Genomic DNA, 18980 nt, shown 5'->3' on the forward strand with positions numbered 1-18980 from the left:
CTGCTCGCCAACAAGGAGGCCCTGGTCATGGCGGGCGGTGTATTCATGGATGCGGTGCGCCTCCACGGCGCCACGCTCCTTCCGGTGGATAGTGAGCACAACGCCATTCTCCAAGCGCTACCGGGTGGCCGGCGCACCGATCTCGACGCTTGCGGCGTGCGCCGGCTCTGGCTCACCGCCTCTGGCGGGCCGTTGCGCACCTTGCCGGCCCATGCCTTCGCCGCGGTCACGCCGGAACAAGCGTGCGCCCACCCCAACTGGGCCATGGGGAAGAAAATCTCGGTGGATTCTGCCACCCTGATGAACAAGGGCCTGGAAGTGATCGAGGCCTGCTGGCTGTTCGACGTGGCGGTGGAGCGGGTGCAGGTGGTGATCCATCCCCAAAGCATCATTCATTCCATGGTGGAGTATCGAGACGGTTCGATCATCGCTCAACTGGGCTACCCGGACATGCGCACCCCCATCGCCTATGCCCTGGGTTATCCGGAGCGCATCGACGCGGGGGTGCCCTTGGTGGACGTGGTGGGTTTCGGTCGTCTGGAGTTCGAGGCGCCGGACCTGGAACGCTTTCCCTGCCTTGCCCTCGCCTACCGCGCCATTGCGGCCGGGGACAATGCGCCGGCCGTCCTGAACGCCGCCAACGAAGTGGCGGTCGAAGCCTTTTTGGAGCGGCGCATCCCCTTTACCGCGATCCCGGACTTGATCGACTACGCGCTCGACCGGGTGCCTCCGGCAGCCCTCCGCTGCCTGGAAGATGTTCTGGACGCCGACCGGGCGGGGCGGGAGGCTGCCTGGGAGCGCCTGGTTTCTCTTGTATAATCAATCTCTCTGAGCCAGACGCGCGGCGCCGTTTCGATATGCCCGATTTTCTGCTCACCCTCGTCGCCTTTCTCCTCGCCCTGGGCGTGCTGATCGTATTCCATGAGCTCGGGCACTACGCCGTCGCACGCTGGTGCGGCGTGAAGGTGCTGCGCTTCTCGGTAGGTTTCGGCAAGCCGCTCTTCCTCTGGCGTGCCGGACGCGACCGAACCGAATGGGTGATCTCGGCCTTTCCCTTGGGCGGCTACGTCAAGATGCTGGATGAGCGGGAAGGGGAAGTGCGGCCCGAAGAGCGCCATCGTGCGTTCAACCGCCAGTCGGTTTATCGGCGTTTCGCCATTGTGTTGGCCGGACCCCTCGCCAACTTCTTGCTGGCCATCGTCCTCTACTGGCTACTGTTCCTGACCGGGGTGCCGGGGATCAAGCCGGTCCTGGGACCGGTAGAGCCGGGGACGCCGGCAGCCGTGGCTGGGCTCGCCGAGGGGGACACGCTGGTTGCCATCGATGGCAAGCCGGTCGCCACCTGGCAGGAGGTGCGGCTGCGGCTCCTCGACCGGGCCCTAGGACGGGACAAAGTGGCGCTGGAAGTGGAGACCGCCGACGGCCGGCGGGTGGCGCGTTCCCTGGACCTTTCCGCCCTGGGCGCCGAAGATCTGGACGCGGAGCTGCTCACCCGGTTGGGGCTGGTGCCTTACCGTCCCAGCGGCATCGTGAGCGTGGGGCGGGTCTTGAGCGGCGGGGCCGGGGCTCGGGCCGGGCTTCGAGAAGGCGATGTCATCGAAGCCATCGACGGGGAACCCGTTCGCCGTGCCGACCAGGTCGTGAAGAAAGCCCAGGACAATCCCGGCCGCGCTCTGGCATTCGAGTTGCGGCGCGGCGACGCCCAGGTGCGCGTCACGGTGGTTCCGGAGCCGGTGGGGGAGGGCAGCCAAGCAACCGGTCGCATCGGCATTGAGGTCCGCACCCAGTCCGAGTCTGCCCATTCCCTGGTGGTGATCCAGCGCTATGGGCCGCTCGAAGCGATCGCCCGAGCGGCTGTCAAAACCTGGGACACGACGGCGCTCACGCTGCGCATGCTCGGGCGCATGCTCCTCGGCGAGGTTTCCTGGCGCAACGTGAGCGGCCCCCTCACCATCGCCGATTACGCCGGCCAGTCCGCCCAACTTGGCTGGATCCCCTACGTGAGCTTCATTGCCCTGGTGAGCGTGAGCCTGGGGGTGCTTAACCTGCTGCCGATACCCGTGCTCGATGGCGGGCACTTAATGTATTATATCGTCGAGATTTTCAAGGGCCGTCCCGTTTCTGAAAAGGCCATGGAGCTCGGGCAGCAGGTCGGCATGGCGCTGCTGTTCGTTCTCATGGCTTTTGCTTTATACAATGACCTCAATCGACTCTTGTCGGGCTGAGAACGGATGAAGCGCAGGCTCCTCGGCCTCATGGCCGCAGCCCTGATCTCCTTCTCGGCACACGCCTTCGAGCCGTTCGTAGTGCGCGACATCCGCGTGGAAGGTATCCAACGGATCGAGGCCGGCACCGTTTTCAACTATCTACCCCTCAAAGTGGGCGACACGGTCACCCAGGAGAAAGCTTCCGCAGCCATCAAGGCCTTGTACGGCACCGGTTTCTTCAAAGACGTGCGGCTGGAGCGCGACGGGGACATACTGGTGGTTTTCGTGGAAGAGCGCCCCGCGATCTCCCAGATCGATTTCATCGGGGTAAGGGAATTCGACCTGGAGCAGCTGCGGGCGGCGCTGAAGCAAGTGGGGCTCGCGGAGGCACGCATTTTCGACCGGGCGCTGCTGGAACGCGCTGAGCAAGAACTCAAGCGCCAGTACCTGGGCCGCAGCAAATACGGCGTGCAGGTGAGCACCACCGTCACGCCCCTTGACCGCAACCGGGTGGCCATCACTTTCACCGTGGACGAGGGGGAGGTGGCCAAGATCCGCCAAATCAACATCGTGGGCAACCAAGCGTTCTCCGAGTCCCAGTTGCTCGGTCTGTTCCAGCTCACCACCCCCGGTTGGATCACCTGGTACACCAAAAACGATCAGTACTCCCGCCAAAAGCTGTCGGCGGATCTGGAGACCCTGCGCTCTTTTTACCTGGACCAGGGCTACCTGGAGTTCACCATCGACTCTACCCAGGTGTCCATCACGCCGGATAAGCGGGATATCTACATCACCATCGCCATCACCGAAGGTTCCCGCTACACCGTCTCGGATGTGAAACTGGAGGGTGATCTGCGCGTGCCGGCAGAGGAGCTGCGCAAACTCATCAAGATTAAAACCGGAGAGGTGTTTTCCCGCGCCAAAGTGACCGAATCGAGCAAACTGATCACCGATCGTCTGGGCGACGAAGGCTACGCCTTCGCCAACGTGAACGCAGTACCGCAGGTGGATAAGGACAAGAAGGAGGTGGCCTTTACCTTCTTCGTCGACCCCGGGCGCCGAGTTTATGTACGGCGCATCATCATCCAGGGCAACACGCGCACCCGGGATGAGGTGATCCGCCGGGAGCTGCGCCAGCTGGAAGGGGCATGGTATTCGGCGCGCAGGATCGAGGAGTCGAAAAAGCGCCTCGACCGCCTCGGGTTTTTCAAGCAGGTGAACGTGGAAACGCCCGCGGTGCCCGGCACCACCGACCAAGTGGACGTGGTCTTCACGGTGGAGGAGCAGCCCACGGGGGCGTTGCTCCTAGGGGCCGGCTTCTCCAGCTCGGAAGGCCTGGTGCTGAGCGGATCCATCTCCCAGAACAATTTCCTGGGTACCGGCAACGCCCTGTCGTTGCAGGTGAATTCGGGCAAGGTGAACACCGTGTACGCCCTGTCCTTTACCCAGCCCTACTGGACCGTGGACGGCGTGAGCCGCGGTTTCGACATCTTCAAGCGGGACGTGGATTCCACTTCCCTGGACGTGGGCAGCTACAAGACCTCCACCCTGGGCTTCAATTTCCGGCTCGGGGTTCCGGTCACGGCCGACGACACCGTCCTCTTCGGGCTGGGAGCGGAAAACACCGAGGTGAGCGTCTTTCCCGACAGCCCCCAACGTTTCGTCGACTTCGTCAACACCTTCGGCAAAAGCAACACCAACTTTCCCTTCACCGTGGCCTGGCAGCGGGACACTCGGGATAGCGCCTTCTTTCCGCGCTCGGGACGCTTCCAACGGGCCGGAGCCGAGGTTTCCATCCCCGTAGGTGACCTGCAATACTACAAGCTCTCGTACCAGCACCAGTGGTTCATGCCCCTGGGGCGCACCTGGAGCCTGCTACTACGCGGCGAAGTAGGGTATGGCGACGGGTACAACGACAAGCCCCTGCCCTTCTACAAGAACTTCTTCGCCGGCGGCATCAACACGGTGCGCGGTTTCGAGACCGGGTCCTTGGGTCCGAGGGACGTGAACGACGAGGCCCTGGGAGGCAACACCCTGGTCGTGGGGAGCGTGGAAGTTTTTTTTCCCTTTCCCGGATTCCGCGATGACAAGACCGCGCGTATGAGCGTCTTTCTCGACGCGGGTGCGGTGTACGGCGAGCAGGCCACGGCGGGAAGCGAAGGTGTCAGGTTCTCCACCGGCGTGAGCGTAAGCTGGCTCTCGCCCGTGGGGCCACTGCGCCTGTCCCTGGGCTTCCCGCTCAACGCGAAGGACACGGACAAGAAGGAACCGTTCCAGTTCCAGCTGGGACGCACTTTCTGAGAAGGACCGGCTATGAGGATGAAAGCAAGGACGACCTTGGCCGCGCTGGTCCTGGTGCTGGGCGCTGGCCCGGCCTGGGCCGCGGCGGAGTTAAAGATCGGCATCGTCCACGTGGAGCGGATCATGCGGGAATCGGCGCCTGCGGTGCGCGCCCAGAAAAAGATCGAGCGAGAGTTCAGCACGCGGGACCAGGAAATCCAGAAGATGGTCAAGCAGGCGCGAGACCTGCAGGCCTCCCTGGAAAAGGACGGGGTTACCATGCCCGAGTCCGAGCGCGCCAAGAAAGAGCGAGAACTGGCCAACCTCAACCGGGATTTGCAGCGGGCCCAACGGGAATTCCGCGAAGACCTGAATCTGCGGCGCAACGAGGAAACGGCCCAGATCTTGCAGAAGGCAGACCGGGTGATCAAGCAGATCGCTGAACAGGAGAAGTTCGACCTGATCCTGCAGCAGGAGGCGGTAGTCTACCGCAGCCCGCGCATCGACATCACTGACAGGGTCATCAAGGCCCTGGATGCGGAGAAATAGGTTCGGCCGGACCTTTCGGGAAAGTGCCCTCCGATCAATAAGAGCGGGAGCCCATGGCGGTACGAGCGTCCAGCGCTTGCGGCGCCTCCCTGGCCGAGCTGGTGGCGCGCTTCGGCGGCGAGCTGATCGGCGACGGACAGACACGCGTGCGCCAGGTGGGCACCCTGGAGGGGGCTGGTCCCGACCAGATCGCCTTCTTCAGCAACCCCCGCTATCGTTCCAGGCTACGCGCCACCCAGGCGGGTGCGGTGATCCTTGCGCGGCCTTTCGCATGCGAGACCTCCCGCCCTCGGATCGTGACCGACAACCCCTACGCCTATTACGCCAAGGTGGCCGCTTACCTCAACCCACCCCTTGAGATCGCCCCGGGCGTGCACCCGTCCGCGGTGGTGGATCCCACGGTTCGGGTGCCAGCCTCAGCCACGGTGGGCGCTTGTGCCCGCATCGGGGCTGGGGCCGTTCTGGGAGAGGGGGTCCGGGTGCTGGAGGGCTGTTCCATCGGTGAGCGGGTGAGCATCGGGGAGGGCACCCTGTTGTACCCGGGCGTCGTGGTCTACGCCGATTGCGTGATCGGCCGGCGCTGTATCCTGCACGCGGGTGCGGTGATCGGCGCGGACGGCTTCGGCATGGCGCTAGAGAACGGGCGCTGGCTCAAGATCCCCCAACTCGGACGGGTGGTGATCGGCGACGAGGTGGAGATCGGCGCCAACAGCACCATCGACCGAGGTGCGATCGAGGACACGGTGATCGAGGACGGGGTGAAGATCGACAACCAGGTGCAGATCGGTCACAACTGCCGCATCGGTGCCCACAGCGCCATTGCCGGATGCGCCGGCATCGCCGGCAGCACGCGGGTGGGCCGCCATTGCCGCATCGGCGGCGCGGCCATGATCCAGGGCCACATCGAGATCGCGGATCACACCGACATCTCTGGCGGTACTACGATTCTCAAGTCCATCGACACGCCGGGCGTCTACACTTCCATCTTTCCCTTCCTTCCCCACCGGGAATGGCTCAAGAATGCTCCCTACCTACGCCGCCTGGAGGAGATGGCGCGAGAGCTCAAAGAGCTCAAGGCGCGGCTGGACCGGCTCGAAAGGAACGAACCTTGATTTCTCTCGACATTCACGAAGTCATGAAGTACCTGCCCCACCGCTATCCCTTTTTGCTGGTGGATCGGGTGCTGGAACTGGAGCCGGGCAAGCGCATTCGGGCGCTCAAAAACGTCACCATCAACGAGCCCTTCTTCCAAGGGCATTTCCCCCACCATCCCATCATGCCGGGTGTGTTGATCATCGAGGCCCTGGCCCAGGCCGCGGCAACCCTGACCCTGCACTCCATGGGGCACGAGCGCAGCGACAGCTCGGTCTACTACTTCGTGGGTATCGACGCCGCCCGCTTCAAGAAACCGGTTACCGCGGGAGACCAGCTGGTCCTAGAGGTGGAGATCCTGCGCCAGGTGAAGGGAGTCTGGAAGTACGCCGCGCGGGCCAGCGTGGACGGCCAGGTCGCCACCGAGGCGGAGCTCATGTGTACCGTGCGCTCCCTATGACCGGTGTCCAGTGGAGATCGACGCTCGGAGCAAGATCGTGAAAGAGCCATCCACCACGGGCCGGGCCGCCATTCATCCCACTGCCCTCGTGGATCCGAGCGCTCGGCTAGCACCAGACGTGACCGTGGGTGCCTACAGCGTGATCGGTCCCGGAGTGGAGATTGGCGCCGGCACCTGGATCGGGCACCACGTGGTCATCAGCGGCAAGACCCGCATCGGCGAGCGCAATCGCATCTTTCACTTCTGCTCCCTGGGGGAGATTCCCCAGGACAAGAAGTACGGAGGCGAAGAGACCCGGCTGGAAATCGGCGACGACAACACGATTCGCGAATTCTGCACCTTCAACGTGGGTACTGCCCAGGATGCGGGCGTTACCCGGCTCGGCCACCACAACTGGATCATGGCCTACGTGCATCTCGCCCATGATTGCCAGGTGGGCGACTACACGGTGTTTGCCAACAACGCCCAGGTGGCGGGACACGTGCACGTGGGAGACTACGCCATCCTGGGAGGCTTCACCGTGGTGCACCAGTTCGTGCACATTGGTGCCCATTCCATCACGGGAATGGGAACGGTGCTGCTCCAGGACCTGCCCCCTTACGTGACCGCCTCCGGCAATCCGGCCAAACCCCATGGGATCAACGCGGAGGGGCTGCGCCGGCGGGGTTTTTCCGGTGAGGCGATCCTCGCTGTCAAGCGGGCGTACAAGACCCTGTACAAGTCAGGGCATACCCTGGAAGAAGCGCGGGCCGAGCTGATACGGCAGGCCGCCTTCCATCCGGAGCTGGCGGTCCTGGTGGATTTCCTCGGGAGCGCCTCCCGCGGCATCATACGCTAATCTTTTTCATGACGGCCAGCGGCCCGGGACTGCGCATCGCGATCACGGCGGGCGAGCCCTCCGGGGATGCCCTGGCGGCTCCTTTTGTCCAGGCCCTGCGGCGCCTTTATCCCGGCGCCCACTTTTACGGCATCGCTGGCCCGCGCATGATGGAGGCCGGTGTGCAGGCCCTCTTTCCCATGGAGAAGCTGTCGGTCATGGGCTATGTGGAGGTACTGCGTCACTATGTCGAAATCGTGGCCATCCGGCGCAAGCTGCGCGAGCGGCTGCTCGCGGACCCTCCCGATCTCTTCGTGGGCGTGGATGCGCCCGATTTCAATCTGGACTTGGAGATCGCTCTGAAGGCGCGGGGAATCCGCACCGTGCAATACGTGGGCCCGACGGTGTGGGCGTGGCGGGCTCGGCGCATCCACAAGGTGGTCCGCGCCGCTGATCATGTGCTCGCCCTCTTTCCGTTCGAGGAGCCCCTCTACCGCGACCACGGCATTCCCGTCACTTACGTGGGCCATCCCCTGGCGGACGCGATTGCCGAGACGCCAGACCGGGCGGCCGCCCGGCTCCGGCTGGGACTACCCCAGGACCGGCTGGTGGTCGCGCTACTTCCGGGTAGCCGCGTCTCGGAGCTGCACTATATGGCGGATCTGTTCGTCGGCGCGGCGGTGTGGCTGCGGCGGGCACGTCCTGGGGTCCAGTTCGTCGTGCCCCTGGTCAACCGGCTGACCGCCGAGCGCTTCGAGCGAGCGGCGGAGCGAGCCGGAGGCGTCAATGCCTTGGGCATGCGGCTGCTTTCGGGACAGGCCCACATCGCCATGGCGGCTGCGGACGGGGCGATCGTCGCCTCCGGCACGGCCACCCTAGAAACCGCCCTGCACAAGCGTCCCATGGTGATCACCTACAAGATCTCACCCCTCACCTGGCGCTTGGTGAGGAACCGGGGTTACCTGCCCTACGTGGGCCTGCCCAACATCCTGGCGGGCAAGTTCGTCGTGCCGGAGTTCCTTCAAGATGCCGCCACCCCCCAAGCCCTGGGCGAGGCGCTGCTTGCCCAGCTCGACGATCCGGCGCGTCTCGAACGCATCCGCCAGGAATTCACCGCCCTGCACCGGGTCCTTAAACGAGACAACGCCAACGCGGCTGCCCGAGCGGTGCTTGACTTGCTGGAGAAGCCATGAAGCGGATTGCGCCGGTGATCGCGGGCGTGGACGAAGCGGGTCGCGGCCCCTTGGCGGGCCCCGTCTATGCCGCCTGCGTGGTGCTCGATCCGCGCCGTCCCATCGCGGGCTTGCGGGATTCAAAAAAACTCGCCCCAGGACGCCGGGCGGCTTTGGCCGAGACGATCCGCCGTTCGGCCGTAGCCTGGGCCCTTGGACGCGCCGAAGTGGAGGAAATCGACCGGCTCAACATCCTCCAGGCGAGTCTGCTGGCCATGGCACGGGCAGTGGCGGCCCTGGGCCTGCGCCCCGACCGGGTGCTGGTGGATGGTCGCGACTGTCCCACCCTCGAGATGGCGGTGGAGGCGATCATCGGGGGGGATGACCGGGTACCGGAGATCGCTGCTGCCTCCATCCTGGCCAAGACGGCCCGGGATGCGGAAATGCAGCGCCTCGACGCGCTTTATCCGCTCTACGGTTTCGGCCGGCACAAGGGCTATCCGACCCCGGCTCATCTGGCAGCCCTCGGCCGCCACGGAGTAAGTCCGGTGCACCGGCGAAGCTTCGCGCCCGTGCGGGCCCTGCTCGGGGCATCGCCGGTCGGGGAGCCAGGCAAGCCCGATTGAAGACCATCAACAACGAGGAGTCGATCCCATGCGAGTCGCCATCTTCTTGCACATCCTGTCGGCAGTGGTGTGGATCGGAGGGATGTTCTTCGCCTACATGGCGCTGCGCCCAGCGGCAGTGGAGACCCTGGAGCCGCCAGTCCGACTCAAGCTGTGGGCGGCGGTGTTCCGCCGCTTCTTTCTCTGGGTATGGGCGGCGGTCATCCTGATCCTCCTCTCTGGCTTCCATATGCTGGGGGAAATCGGGGCGCTGCCGGGTTACATCCTCACCATGATGGTGATCGGCATCGTGATGGCGGTCATTTTCTTTTACGTCTATTTTCTGCCCTACACCGCCCTCAAACGGGGCTGCGCCGCTCAGGATTGGCCGGCGGCTGGAGCGGCCCTGTCCCAGATTCGCGTCCTGGTGGGCATCAACCTGGCCTTGGGGCTGATCAACGTGGCAGTGGCAACCCTGGGCCCCTTGGTCTAAGGCCAGTTTCGAAGGCTCGCTCCCGGCGGGCGGGAGCGTTCCACTGGCGGGCTTTCAGCTTCCAAGTCCGTCCAAAGCGGCAAGAAGGGCTGCTTTTTCCCGGTGCGGGTGGAACAGCCCCCGGCGCGCCGCGCAGGCGCTGCACAAGGCTTCGTAATAGCCGGGATCCTGGTCGGCGCGCAGAAGCGCGCGAGCGAGGGCTCGTTCGTCGCCTATCGGAAAGTAACCCGGATAGTCCTCTCCCAACATGCCCACGTTGCCGGGAATGTAAGAGGCGATGACCGGCACCCCCGACATCACGGCTTCGGCGATCACGTTGGCACCCCCTTCCATGAGGGAGCTCACCACCATCAGCCAGGAGGCGGCCAGCGTTCGCCGGGCTTGAGCGTGGGGAAGTTCCCCGAGCCAGCGATAGCGGCTTTCCCGGGCCATGAGAGCTTGGGCCTCCTGGGCGAATCGGGGTGCCAGGGCAGCGCCCAGTTGCACCACGTGGATCGGCCTAGAGGAAGGGATGTGGGCCAAGGCTTTGGCCGCGCGAAAAGGATCCTTTTCCTCCCGCAGGTGTCCGACGACGCACACCGCCCGGCCGGGCAGGCGCTGGCGCACCGCGAGCGGCGGGGCCGATTGATAGACCACCCGCACCTTGGACCGGAGGGCGGGCTCCAGCTCGTCGCCTCCCCGCTCCTGGAGCACGATCAAGCGGGTGGCAAGGCGGAGGGATTCCTGGGCCTCGGAAGCGATACGGATGTCCCGATAGAGGTCGGTGCCAGTCAAGGTCAGCACCAGGGGACGGCGGGGAAAGGCCTGGCGGAAGGCGTGGATCGCGGGATGGCTTTTGCGCGCGTGCAAGGCCAGCATGAGCTCCACCGGCTCGCCCGTCCAGCGGCTATACACCCGCACGTCATGGCCCGCCTCCTGGAGAAAGCGGCGCCAGCGGGCCGCCGTCTGGCGGTTGCCGGTGCGGCGGGTGGCCGCGGAAGGGGTGACGATGGCAATTCTCAAGGGCAATGGGTGCAGATTAAACTAGCGTGCATGGATCTTCCGCAACTGGTGACTATAGCAGACGAGGCGAGCGCCCTCTCCGCCGCGCTTCAGGACGCCCGGGCTCGGACCCTGGCCCTCACCGCCGATTTGGAGGGTGCGCGGGAGCTGGGGCCTAAACTCCCCATCGTGAATCCTCCCCGCTGGGAGCTGGGGCACGTGGCTTGGTTCCAGGAGCGCTGGTGCCTGCGGCGACAGGGCGAAGAGTTCGCCCCCTCCATGCTGCCCCAGGCCGATGCCCTCTATGACTCCATCGCCATCGCCCATGACCGGCGCTGGGGATTGCCTCTCCTCACCTGGCGGCAAACCCTGGAATACCTGGAACGAGTGCTGGAGGCGGTGTTGGAACGCCTCGCCCGCGGTCAGGCGCAGCCCTATTTCGTGCGCCTCGCCCTATACCACGAGGATATGCACGGCGAAGCTCTTTTCTACACGCGCCAGACCCTGGGCTACGAAGCGCCGCCGGTGGGAGGGCCGCCACCGCCCGCGCAGACTTCTCCCGGCCAAGGCGACGTGGAAGTTCCCGGCGGCGTGTTCCACCTCGGCGCCTTTCCCCAGCAGCCCTTCGCCTTCGACAACGAAAAATGGGCCCATGCCGTGCGGGTGCCGCCTTTCCGCATCAGCCGCACGACGGTAACCAGCGGGGAGTTCCTCGCCTTCGTGGAGGACGAGGGCTACCGGCGTCGGGAATTTTGGTCCGAGGCAGGCTGGCGCTGGCGCGAGTCGGTCCAGGCGCAACATCCGGTGTATTGGGAGAAGCGGGATGGTCAATGGCTCGAGCGGCGCTTCGCTGCCTGGCGGCCCTTGCGCATGGAGTCGGCAATGCTGCACGTGAACTGGTATGAAGCGGAGGCCTATTGCCGCTGGGCCAGGCGGCGGCTGCCCACCGAAGCGGAGTGGGAGACGGCTGCGGCGTGGAGCGAGGGGGCGAGGCTTCCCCACGAAAAGCGTCGGTATCCCTGGGGCGGCGAGCCTCCCGATGCAGGCCGTGCTTGCCTGGACGGATGGTACCGGGAGCCGTCGCCGGTGACGGCCCTTCCCGCGGGCGACAGCGCCGTCGGCTGCCGGCAGATGCTGGGCAACGTATGGGAGTGGACCGCCGATTGGTTCCTGCCCTATCCGGGATTCGTGCGCGATCCCTACAAGGAATATTCCGAACCCTGGTTCGGCGACCACAAGGTGCTGCGGGGCGGCTGCTTCGCCACCCGCGCTCGGTTGGTCCATAACACATGGCGCAACTTCTACACGCCGGATCGCCGGGACGTGTTCGCGGGCTTTCGCACCTGCGCCCTCAATTGAATGTCGTCAAGCCGGGTCATTCGATCCAGGGACAATCCCGCCTTCAAGCGCCTGGTGAAGCTCATCGACTCCGGCCGCCACCGCCGCGAAACGGGGCGCATTGTGTTGGAAGGCATGCGCTTGCTACGGGCGCTGCTCGCCCGGGGAGGGCTTCCCGATCTGGTGGCGGTCGCCGAATCGGAGGCGCAGGCGCCCGAGCTCGCTGCTTGCTTGCAAGCGGTGCCGGCCGATCGCATCCTTCTCCTATCCGACGCCTTGTGCGCCCGGCTCTCCGATCTGGCGACGCCTCCCGGCGTACTCGCCGTAGCAGCACCTCCCCCGCCGCGTCTTCGGCGGACCCCTCCTGGCTTCCTGCTCCTGCTGGAAGATCTTCAGGATCCGGGCAACGTGGGCTCCATTCTGCGCACAGCGGCAGCGGCGGGCGTGGATCTGGTGCTCCTCTCGCCCGGCTGCGCCGACCCCTGGTCCCCCAAGGTGCTGCGCTCTGCCATGGGCGCCCACTTCCTGCTGCCCCTGCGCGAGCGAGCGGATTTGCTGGAAGCGGCGCGGGGCTTTGCAGGCCAGGTGATTGCCACCAGCGCCCACGCCTGCGTGTGCCTCTTCGATCTGGATCTCACCGGCCCCACCGCCTTCATCCTCGGCAACGAAGGCGTGGGAGTCACTCAGCGCCTCCAGGAGGCAGCTCATGCAGTGGTCCGCCTCCCCATGCCTGGGGGCATGGAATCCCTCAACGCTGCGGCCGCGGCCGCCGTGTGCCTGTACGAGCGGGTGCGCCAGTTGCAGGCGGCCGGGCGCGACGGACACACTGTCAATAGATGTGGCGAGTGAGATTGGCCTGGTGCAGGATGGTGGTGGCCATTTCCTCCACTGACATGGACGTGGCGTCGATATAGGGCACCCCTTCCTGGCGCATGAGGGCTTCTGCTTCCCGCACCTCGAATTCGCAGTTGGCGAGATCAGCGTACTTGCTGCCCGGGCGGCGCTCGCTGCGGATCAAGTGCAGCCGCTCCGGGTTGATGGTCAGGCCGTAGAGCTTGCTGCGATAAGGGCTGAGGGGCGCCGGCAGGCGCATGGCGCCGAAATCCTCCGGAATCAGCGGGTAGTTGGCCGCCCATACGCCGAACTGCAATGCCAGGTATAAGGTAGTGGGCGTCTTGCCACTGCGCGAGACCCCGATCAACACCACGTCCGCCTGGTGTAGGTCGCGAGTGGACACTCCGTCGTCGTGGGCCAGGGCAAAATTCACCGCTTCGATGCGGCGATGGTAGTCCACCACGTCCCGAGCGCTATGGGAGCGGCCCACCGTGTGACTCGACTTCACCCCCAGCTCCTGCTCCATGGGGGTGATGAACACGTCCATGCAGTCGAGCACCAGGGCATTCGCCTGGGCCACGATGCGGTTAATGTCGGGGTTGACCAGGGTGCTGAAGACCAGGGGGCGGGCGCCGTCCTGCTCGGCGGCCTTATTGATCTGCTCCACTGCCGCTCGCGCTTTCTCGACCGTGTCCACATAGGGCAGGGTGCGCTCGTTGAACTTGACCGTCTCGAACTGGGTGAGCAGGCTGTGGCCCAGCATTTCGGCGGTGATGCCGGTGCGGTCGGAGACGAAGAACGCCGTGCGCCTCATGGAACGACCTCAAGAAAAGGGAGTACTTTGGCTGCGGGAACCGCGGCGAACGGTTAAAATAGCGATTTTTTTCTGCGATTACAATTCAGTGCGCGACGAGGTCGGGACATGAGCGAGCGCTACGTGCTGTGGTTCGACGAAGTGGGCATGAAAGACGTGGAACGCGTGGGAGGTAAGAACGCCTCCCTCGGCGAGATGATCGGCCACCTCGCCCACGCGGGCGTGCGGGTGCCAGGGGGATTTGCCACCACCGCCCAGGCGTATCGGGATTTTCTCTCCCAGGGCGGGCTCGACCGGCGCATCCGGGAGGCCCTCGCCCGGCTCGACGTCGATGACATCGCCGCGCTCACCCGCACCGGCGCCCAGATCCGGAGTTGGGTTACGGAAGCGCCGTTTCCGCCGACCCTGCAAGCGCAGATCGTCGAGGCCTACCAGCGCCTGGTCGAAGAAGGCGGTCCAGAACTCTCGGTGGCGGTTCGCTCTTCGGCCACTGCCGAAGATCTACCGGATGCCTCCTTCGCGGGACAGCAAGAGACTTTTCTCAACGTCCATGGGTTGGACCGGGTCCTGGAGGCGGTGAAGCAGGTGTTCGCCTCTCTGTTCAACGACCGGGCCATCGCCTATCGGGTCCACCAGGGCTTCGACCACGCCCGGGTAGCCTTGTCCGCGGGGGTGCAGCGCATGGTGCGTAGCGACCTCGCCTCGAGCGGTGTCATGTTCACCCTGGACACCGAGTCGGGCTTCGACCAAGTGGTCTTCATCACCTCTGCCTACGGCTTGGGCGAGACGGTGGTCCAGGGCCAGGTGAACCCGGACGAGTTCTACGTCTACAAGCGCGGGCTCAAGGAAGGACGCCCAGCCATCCTGCGTCGCACGCGGGGCTCCAAGGCGATCAAGATGGTGTTCGCGAACGCCGAGGAGGCGGGCCACTCGGTGCGCACCGTGGACGTTCCTGAGGAAGAACGGCTGCGCTTTTCTCTCAACGATGACGAAATCATGGAACTCGCCCGCTATGCTCTGGCAATTGAGGCGCACTACGGCCGCCCTATGGACATCGAGTGGGGTAAGGACGGGATCGAGGGCAAGCTCTACATTCTCCAGGCACGGCCCGAGACGGTGAAAGCGCGGGCTTCCCTGGATCAGATGCAGCGCTACCGGCTCAAGCGGCGCTCCCAGGTGCTAGTGTCCGGGCGGGCGATTGGGCAGAAGGTGGGCTCCGGGCCGGTGCGTCTGGTCAAGGACGCCTCGGAGATGCATCGGGTGCAACCGGGTGACGTGCTGGTGACGGACATGACCGATCCAGACTGGGAGCCGGTGATGAAACGGGCGGCTGCCATCGTCACCAATCGGGGCGGGCGCACCTGCCACGCAGCCATCGTCGCCCGGGAGCTGGGCATTCCGGCGGTGGTGGGTACAGGAGATGCGACCCGGGTTCTGCGGGATGGTCAATTAGTGACTGTCTCCTGTGCGGAAGGCGATACGGGTCACGTCTACGAGGGGGTACTGGAGGTGGAAGTGGTCGATCTCGCACCCCAGTCCATGCCGCCTTGCCCAGTGAAGATCAGCATGAACGTGGGCAACCCGGACCTCGCCTTCGAATTCCAGCGGCTGCCCAACGACGGGGTGGGGCTCGCCCGGCTGGAGTTCATTATCGCCCGCATGATCGGCGTGCACCCGAAAGCCGCTCTGGAGTACCCCCGCCTGCCAGCCGAGGTGAAACAGGCCGTAGAGCGGCAGAGCGCGGGCTACGAGAGCCCGGCGGCATTCTACGTGGAAAAACTGACCGAAGGCATCGCCACCCTGGGAGCCGCCTTCTGGCCCAAGCCGGTCATCGTGCGCCTGTCGGACTTCAAGTCGAACGAGTACTCGAGTCTGATCGGGGGAGAGCGCTACGAACCCAAGGAGGAAAACCCGATGCTGGGCTTCCGTGGCGCCTCCCGTTACCTGGCCTCCTCGTTCCGGGATTGCTTCGAGATGGAATGCCGGGCGTTGAAGCGGGTGCGCGACGAGATGGGGCTCACCAACGTGGAGATTATGGTGCCCTTCGTACGCACCCTGGAGGAGGCGCGCCAAGTGCTGGTACTGCTCGCCGAGCACGGGCTGAGGCGGGGCGAAAATGGGCTGCGTATCATCATGATGTGCGAGATTCCGTCGAACGCCCTGCTGGCGGACCAGTTCCTGGAATACTTTGACGGGTTCTCCATCGGCTCCAACGACATGACCCAATTGACCCTCGCCCTGGACCGGGATTCCGGCCTTGTGGCCGAGCTCTTCGATGAACGGGATCCCGCGGTGAAAGCCATGCTGCGTATGGCGATCCAGGCGTGCCGCCGGGCGGGCAAATACGTGGGCATCTGCGGCCAGGGGCCTTCGGACCATCCTGATCTTGCCCGCTGGCTCATGGAGGAGGGGATCGAGAGCCTCTCCCTCAATCCGGACACGGTGGTCGAGACCTGGCTCTATCTCGCGAGCCAGGCGAAAAGCCAGAGTCCTGCCCCGGCTTGACAGGCCGCGGCGCCTGTACCGCGCCGGCTACCGGGGCTTGCAAGGATGCGCCAACGCGCAAGCGAACGCCGGTCTGCAAGCTGTTGCCCCCAGGCGTTTTAAGCTATCATAGGCTTCCATGACAAAGTTTGTCTTCGTCACCGGTGGCGTCGTCTCCTCCCTAGGTAAAGGTACCGCCTCCGCGTCCCTGGCAGCGCTTCTCGAATCCCGCGGCATCCGAGTCACCCTGATCAAGCTGGATCCGTACATCAACGTGGATCCGGGCACCATGAGCCCGTTCCAGCACGGCGAGGTGTTCGTGACCGAGGACGGGGCGGAAACCGATCTGGATCTGGGGCACTACGAGCGCTTCAGCCAAGCCAAGATGACTCGCCGCAACAATTTCACCACCGGCCAGATCTACGAAAGCGTCATCAAGAAGGAGCGGCGCGGCGACTACCTGGGGGGCACGGTACAGGTGATCCCCCACATCACCGACGAAATCAAGAGCTTCATCCGCGCAGGAGCAGGCGACGCGGAAGTCGCCATCGTCGAGATTGGCGGTACGGTGGGCGACATCGAATCTCTGCCCTTTCTCGAAGCGGTGCGTCAGATGGCGATCCAGATGGATCGGCAGGACACCTGCTTTATCCATCTGACCCTGGTGCCCTACATTCCCTCTGCGGGGGAGATCAAGACCAAGCCTACCCAGCACTCGGTCAAAGAGCTGCGGGAGATCGGAATCCAGCCCGACATCATCTTGTGCCGAGCAGACCGGCCGCTGCCGCCGGAAGAGCGCCGCAAAATTGCTCTCTTTACCAACGTGCCCGAGGAGGCGGTGATCTCGGCGGTGGATGTGGATAGCATCTACAAGATCCCCGCGATGCTCCACCGCCAGAAGCTGGACGACATCGTCTGCCGCCGTCTGGGATTGTCGGTGCCGCCGGCTGACCTGAGCGACTGGGACAAATTGGTGCAAGCGCTCGAGCATCCCGTCGCGGAGGTGGACATCGCGCTGGTGGGGAAATACGTCAACCTCACCGAGTCGTATAAATCCCTCTCCGAAGCCTTGACCCACGCCGGGATCCATACCCGCTCCCGGGTGCGTATTCACTACATCGATTCGGAAGCGATCGAGCGGGAAGGCACCGGGTGCCTGCAGGGCATGGACGCCATCCTGGTGCCCGGCGGTTTCGGCAAGCGGGGCGTCGAGGGGAAAATCCAAGCCATTCGCTATGCCCGGGAGAACAAGATCCCTTACCTGGGCATCTGCTTGGGGTTGCAACTTGCGGTCATCGAGTTTGCCCGTCACGTGGCGGGCCTCGACGGCGCCCATAGCACCGAGTTCGATCCGGATACACCCCATCCCGTGATCGCTTTGATCAGCGAATGGGTCAACCGGGACGGGTCGCTCGAACGGCGCAGCGCTCAGTCGGACTTGGGCGGCACGATGCGCCTGGGCGGCCAGGAGTGCGCGTTGCGGGAAGGCACGCTGGCGCGCAGGATTTACAACGCGCCCCGGATCGTGGAGCGCCACCGGCACCGCTACGAGGTCAACAACAACTACCTACCCCAGCTCGAGGCCGCAGGGCTGCGAGTGAGCGGTTTGTCCACCGCCGAGGGATTGGTGGAAATGATCGAACTTCCGGACCACCCCTGGTTCGTAGCAAGCCAGTTCCACCCGGAGTTCACCTCCACTCCGCGCGGCGGTCATCCTCTGTTCAATGCCTTCATTCAGGCTGCCCTGGCGCACAGGCGCCGCACGCGGGGCATCCCGGAAGAGCGGGTTTCCGAGGTGCCGGTGGGGCTGGGCAGCACGGTGTGACATGCCACCCCTCGCCGTGAACCTGTGCGGCTTCGAAGTGGGCCTCGGCCGGCCGTTCTTCCTGATCGCGGGGGCGCCCGGACGCGGCGGCGCGCAGCGCCTGGGGCGGGAAGGGCACCGCAGGGGCCCGCGTTGGGAGCGGAGGCGCGCATGAACCTCTGCGGCTTCGAAGTGGGCCTCGGCCGGCCGTTCTTCCTGATCGCGGGCCCCTGCGTCGTCGAATCGCTGCAGTTGGCCATCGACACCGCCGGCCGCCTGAAGGAAATCTGCGGCAAGCTGGGGATTGCTTTCATCTACAAGTCCTCCTACGACAAAGCGAACCGCAGCTCGGGCAAGTCGTTCCGCGGGTTGGGGATCGAACAGGGCTTAAAGGTGCTCTCCGAGGTGAGGCGGCAGGTGGGCGTGCCGGTGCTCACCGACGTGCACACCGAAAGCGAAGTCCCCCTCGCGGCGGCAGCGGTAGATGTGCTGCAGACGCCCGCCTTCCTGTGCCGCCAGACGGACTTCATTCGCGCCGTAGCCTCCGCTGGTCGGCCAGTGAACATCAAGAAGGGGCAATTCCTGAGCCCTTGGGAGATGAAGAACGTGGTGGAGAAGGCGCGGGAGGCGAGTGGCCAAGACAACATCCTGGTATGCGAGCGGGGTGTCTCTTTCGGCTACCATAACTTGGTCTCGGACATGCGCTCCCTCAGGGTAATGCGAGAGACCGGCTGCCCCGTGGTATTCGACGCCACCCATTCAGTGCAGCTTCCGGGCGGGCAAGGGGATCGCAGCGGCGGTCAGCGGGAATTCGTCCCGGTCCTTGCCCGGGCAGCTATTGCCGTGGGAGTTTCGGGGCTGTTCATGGAGACCCATCCCGACCCGGACCGTGCCCTCTCCGACGGTCCGAACGCCTGGCCCCTGGACCGCATGCCGGAGCTGCTGGAGACGCTCAAAGACATCGATGCCCTGGTGAAGGCGCGGGGGTTTTCCGAAGAGCGCTACCTCGAGGAATCGGCGCTCCGCGCCGCTAAATAAAACCAAGATCCA

At 64.9% G+C, this 18980-nt stretch carries 17 protein-coding genes; 15 read left to right on the plus strand and 2 right to left on the minus strand.

Features of this window, described 5'->3' with window-relative positions; all coding sequences use genetic code 11:
• From dxr to V7Q81_RS02650, 10 genes are all read left to right on the plus strand, one after another.
• The coding region (gene dxr / locus V7Q81_RS02605) for a 1-deoxy-D-xylulose-5-phosphate reductoisomerase (protein ID WP_333840114.1) at positions 1-819 on the plus strand (819 nt) is incomplete at its 5' end.
• Between the two features lie 38 nt (positions 820-857).
• Positions 858-2225, plus strand: a complete 1368-nt coding sequence (gene rseP / locus V7Q81_RS02610) for an RIP metalloprotease RseP (RefSeq protein ID WP_333840116.1) — start codon at positions 858-860, stop codon at positions 2223-2225.
• Between the two features lie 6 nt (positions 2226-2231).
• Positions 2232-4508: an outer membrane protein assembly factor BamA gene (gene bamA / locus V7Q81_RS02615; protein ID WP_333840118.1), complete on the plus strand. Its 2277-nt coding sequence runs from the start codon at positions 2232-2234 to the stop codon at positions 4506-4508.
• An 18-nt stretch (positions 4509-4526) separates the two neighbouring features.
• Positions 4527-5036, plus strand: coding sequence for an OmpH family outer membrane protein (locus V7Q81_RS02620; protein WP_333840119.1), 510 nt, complete (start codon positions 4527-4529; stop codon positions 5034-5036).
• A 53-nt stretch (positions 5037-5089) separates the two neighbouring features.
• A complete protein-coding gene (lpxD, locus tag V7Q81_RS02625; RefSeq protein ID WP_333840121.1) occupies positions 5090-6148 on the plus strand; it encodes a UDP-3-O-(3-hydroxymyristoyl)glucosamine N-acyltransferase in 1059 nt (352 codons plus the stop codon).
• Positions 6145-6588, plus strand: a complete 444-nt coding sequence (fabZ, locus tag V7Q81_RS02630) for a 3-hydroxyacyl-ACP dehydratase FabZ (RefSeq protein WP_333840122.1) — start codon at positions 6145-6147, stop codon at positions 6586-6588. Before lpxD ends, fabZ begins: the two co-directional genes overlap by 4 nt.
• 37 nt (positions 6589-6625) lie before the next feature.
• Positions 6626-7426 carry an acyl-ACP--UDP-N-acetylglucosamine O-acyltransferase gene (gene lpxA / locus V7Q81_RS02635; RefSeq protein ID WP_333840123.1) on the plus strand — a complete coding sequence of 267 codons (801 nt, stop codon included), beginning with the start codon at positions 6626-6628 and terminating at the stop codon, positions 7424-7426.
• An 8-nt stretch (positions 7427-7434) separates the two neighbouring features.
• Positions 7435-8598, plus strand: a complete 1164-nt coding sequence (gene lpxB, locus V7Q81_RS02640; protein ID WP_333840125.1) for a lipid-A-disaccharide synthase — start codon at positions 7435-7437, stop codon at positions 8596-8598.
• On the plus strand, positions 8595-9203 hold the full coding sequence (gene rnhB / locus V7Q81_RS02645) for a ribonuclease HII (protein WP_333840127.1): 609 nt from the start codon (positions 8595-8597) through the stop codon (positions 9201-9203). Before lpxB ends, rnhB begins: the two co-directional genes overlap by 4 nt.
• A 28-nt stretch (positions 9204-9231) precedes the next feature.
• Positions 9232-9675 (plus strand): CopD family protein, encoded by a 444-nt coding sequence (locus tag V7Q81_RS02650; RefSeq protein ID WP_333840129.1) that lies wholly within the window; start codon positions 9232-9234, stop codon positions 9673-9675.
• Positions 9676-9729: 54 nt separating this feature from the next.
• Here the strand turns inward: V7Q81_RS02650 and senB are convergent, their stop codons facing one another.
• The gene (gene senB, locus V7Q81_RS02655) at positions 9730-10677 is read right to left on the minus strand and encodes a selenoneine biosynthesis selenosugar synthase SenB (RefSeq protein ID WP_333840131.1); all 948 of its coding nucleotides are present in this window, start codon (positions 10675-10677) and stop codon (positions 9730-9732) included.
• A 30-nt stretch (positions 10678-10707) separates the two neighbouring features.
• Here senB and senA point away from each other — a divergent pair, with 30 nt between their 5' ends.
• A complete protein-coding gene (senA, locus tag V7Q81_RS02660) occupies positions 10708-12015 on the plus strand; it encodes a selenoneine synthase SenA (protein WP_333840133.1) in 1308 nt (435 codons plus the stop codon).
• Entirely contained in the window at positions 12016-12843 is an 828-nt protein-coding gene (locus V7Q81_RS02665) for a TrmH family RNA methyltransferase (protein ID WP_442954738.1), read from the plus strand.
• Here the strand turns inward: V7Q81_RS02665 and ppsR are convergent.
• A complete protein-coding gene (gene ppsR / locus V7Q81_RS02670; RefSeq protein ID WP_333840135.1) occupies positions 12824-13642 on the minus strand; it encodes a posphoenolpyruvate synthetase regulatory kinase/phosphorylase PpsR in 819 nt (272 codons plus the stop codon). The two genes, V7Q81_RS02665 and ppsR, sit on opposite strands and share 20 nt — an antisense overlap.
• A gap of 108 nt (positions 13643-13750) precedes the next feature.
• Between ppsR and ppsA the strand changes: the two genes are divergently transcribed.
• The 3 genes from ppsA to kdsA all read left to right on the plus strand — a co-directional run bounded on the left by ppsA (position 13751) and on the right by kdsA (position 18968).
• The gene (ppsA, locus tag V7Q81_RS02675) at positions 13751-16147 is read left to right on the plus strand and encodes a phosphoenolpyruvate synthase (protein ID WP_333840136.1); all 2397 of its coding nucleotides are present in this window, start codon (positions 13751-13753) and stop codon (positions 16145-16147) included.
• Between the two features lie 118 nt (positions 16148-16265).
• Positions 16266-17951, plus strand: coding sequence for a CTP synthase (locus V7Q81_RS02680; RefSeq protein ID WP_333840137.1), 1686 nt, complete (start codon positions 16266-16268; stop codon positions 17949-17951).
• 150 nt (positions 17952-18101) lie between these two features.
• Positions 18102-18968 carry a 3-deoxy-8-phosphooctulonate synthase gene (gene kdsA, locus V7Q81_RS02685; RefSeq protein ID WP_333840138.1) on the plus strand — a complete coding sequence of 289 codons (867 nt, stop codon included), beginning with the start codon at positions 18102-18104 and terminating at the stop codon, positions 18966-18968.
• Positions 18969-18980: the final 12 nt, after the last annotated feature.

It is taken from the genome of Pelomicrobium sp., from assembly GCF_036803785.1.
Taxonomy (GTDB): Bacteria; Pseudomonadota; Gammaproteobacteria; order Burkholderiales; family UBA6910; genus Pelomicrobium.

What these genes read in the sequence shown, in the direction of transcription:
- rseP (WP_333840116.1), top strand. Translation starts at nt 858, where the DNA reads ATGCCCGATTTTCTGCTCACCCTCGTCGCCTTTCTCCTCGCCCTGGGC.
- bamA (WP_333840118.1), top strand. Translation starts at nt 2,232, where the DNA reads ATGAAGCGCAGGCTCCTCGGCCTCATGGCCGCAGCCCTGATCTCCTTC.
- V7Q81_RS02620 (WP_333840119.1), top strand. Translation starts at nt 4,527, where the DNA reads ATGAAAGCAAGGACGACCTTGGCCGCGCTGGTCCTGGTGCTGGGCGCT.
- lpxD (WP_333840121.1), top strand. Translation starts at nt 5,090, where the DNA reads ATGGCGGTACGAGCGTCCAGCGCTTGCGGCGCCTCCCTGGCCGAGCTG.
- lpxB (WP_333840125.1), top strand. Translation starts at nt 7,435, where the DNA reads ATGACGGCCAGCGGCCCGGGACTGCGCATCGCGATCACGGCGGGCGAG.
- rnhB (WP_333840127.1), top strand. Translation starts at nt 8,595, where the DNA reads ATGAAGCGGATTGCGCCGGTGATCGCGGGCGTGGACGAAGCGGGTCGC.
- V7Q81_RS02650 (WP_333840129.1), top strand. Translation starts at nt 9,232, where the DNA reads ATGCGAGTCGCCATCTTCTTGCACATCCTGTCGGCAGTGGTGTGGATC.
- senA (WP_333840133.1), top strand. Translation starts at nt 10,708, where the DNA reads ATGGATCTTCCGCAACTGGTGACTATAGCAGACGAGGCGAGCGCCCTC.
- V7Q81_RS02665 (WP_442954738.1), top strand. Translation starts at nt 12,016, where the DNA reads ATGTCGTCAAGCCGGGTCATTCGATCCAGGGACAATCCCGCCTTCAAG.
- ppsR (WP_333840135.1), bottom strand. Translation starts at nt 13,642, where the DNA reads ATGAGGCGCACGGCGTTCTTCGTCTCCGACCGCACCGGCATCACCGCC.
- ppsA (WP_333840136.1), top strand. Translation starts at nt 13,751, where the DNA reads ATGAGCGAGCGCTACGTGCTGTGGTTCGACGAAGTGGGCATGAAAGAC.
- V7Q81_RS02680 (WP_333840137.1), top strand. Translation starts at nt 16,266, where the DNA reads ATGACAAAGTTTGTCTTCGTCACCGGTGGCGTCGTCTCCTCCCTAGGT.
- kdsA (WP_333840138.1), top strand. Translation starts at nt 18,102, where the DNA reads ATGAACCTCTGCGGCTTCGAAGTGGGCCTCGGCCGGCCGTTCTTCCTG.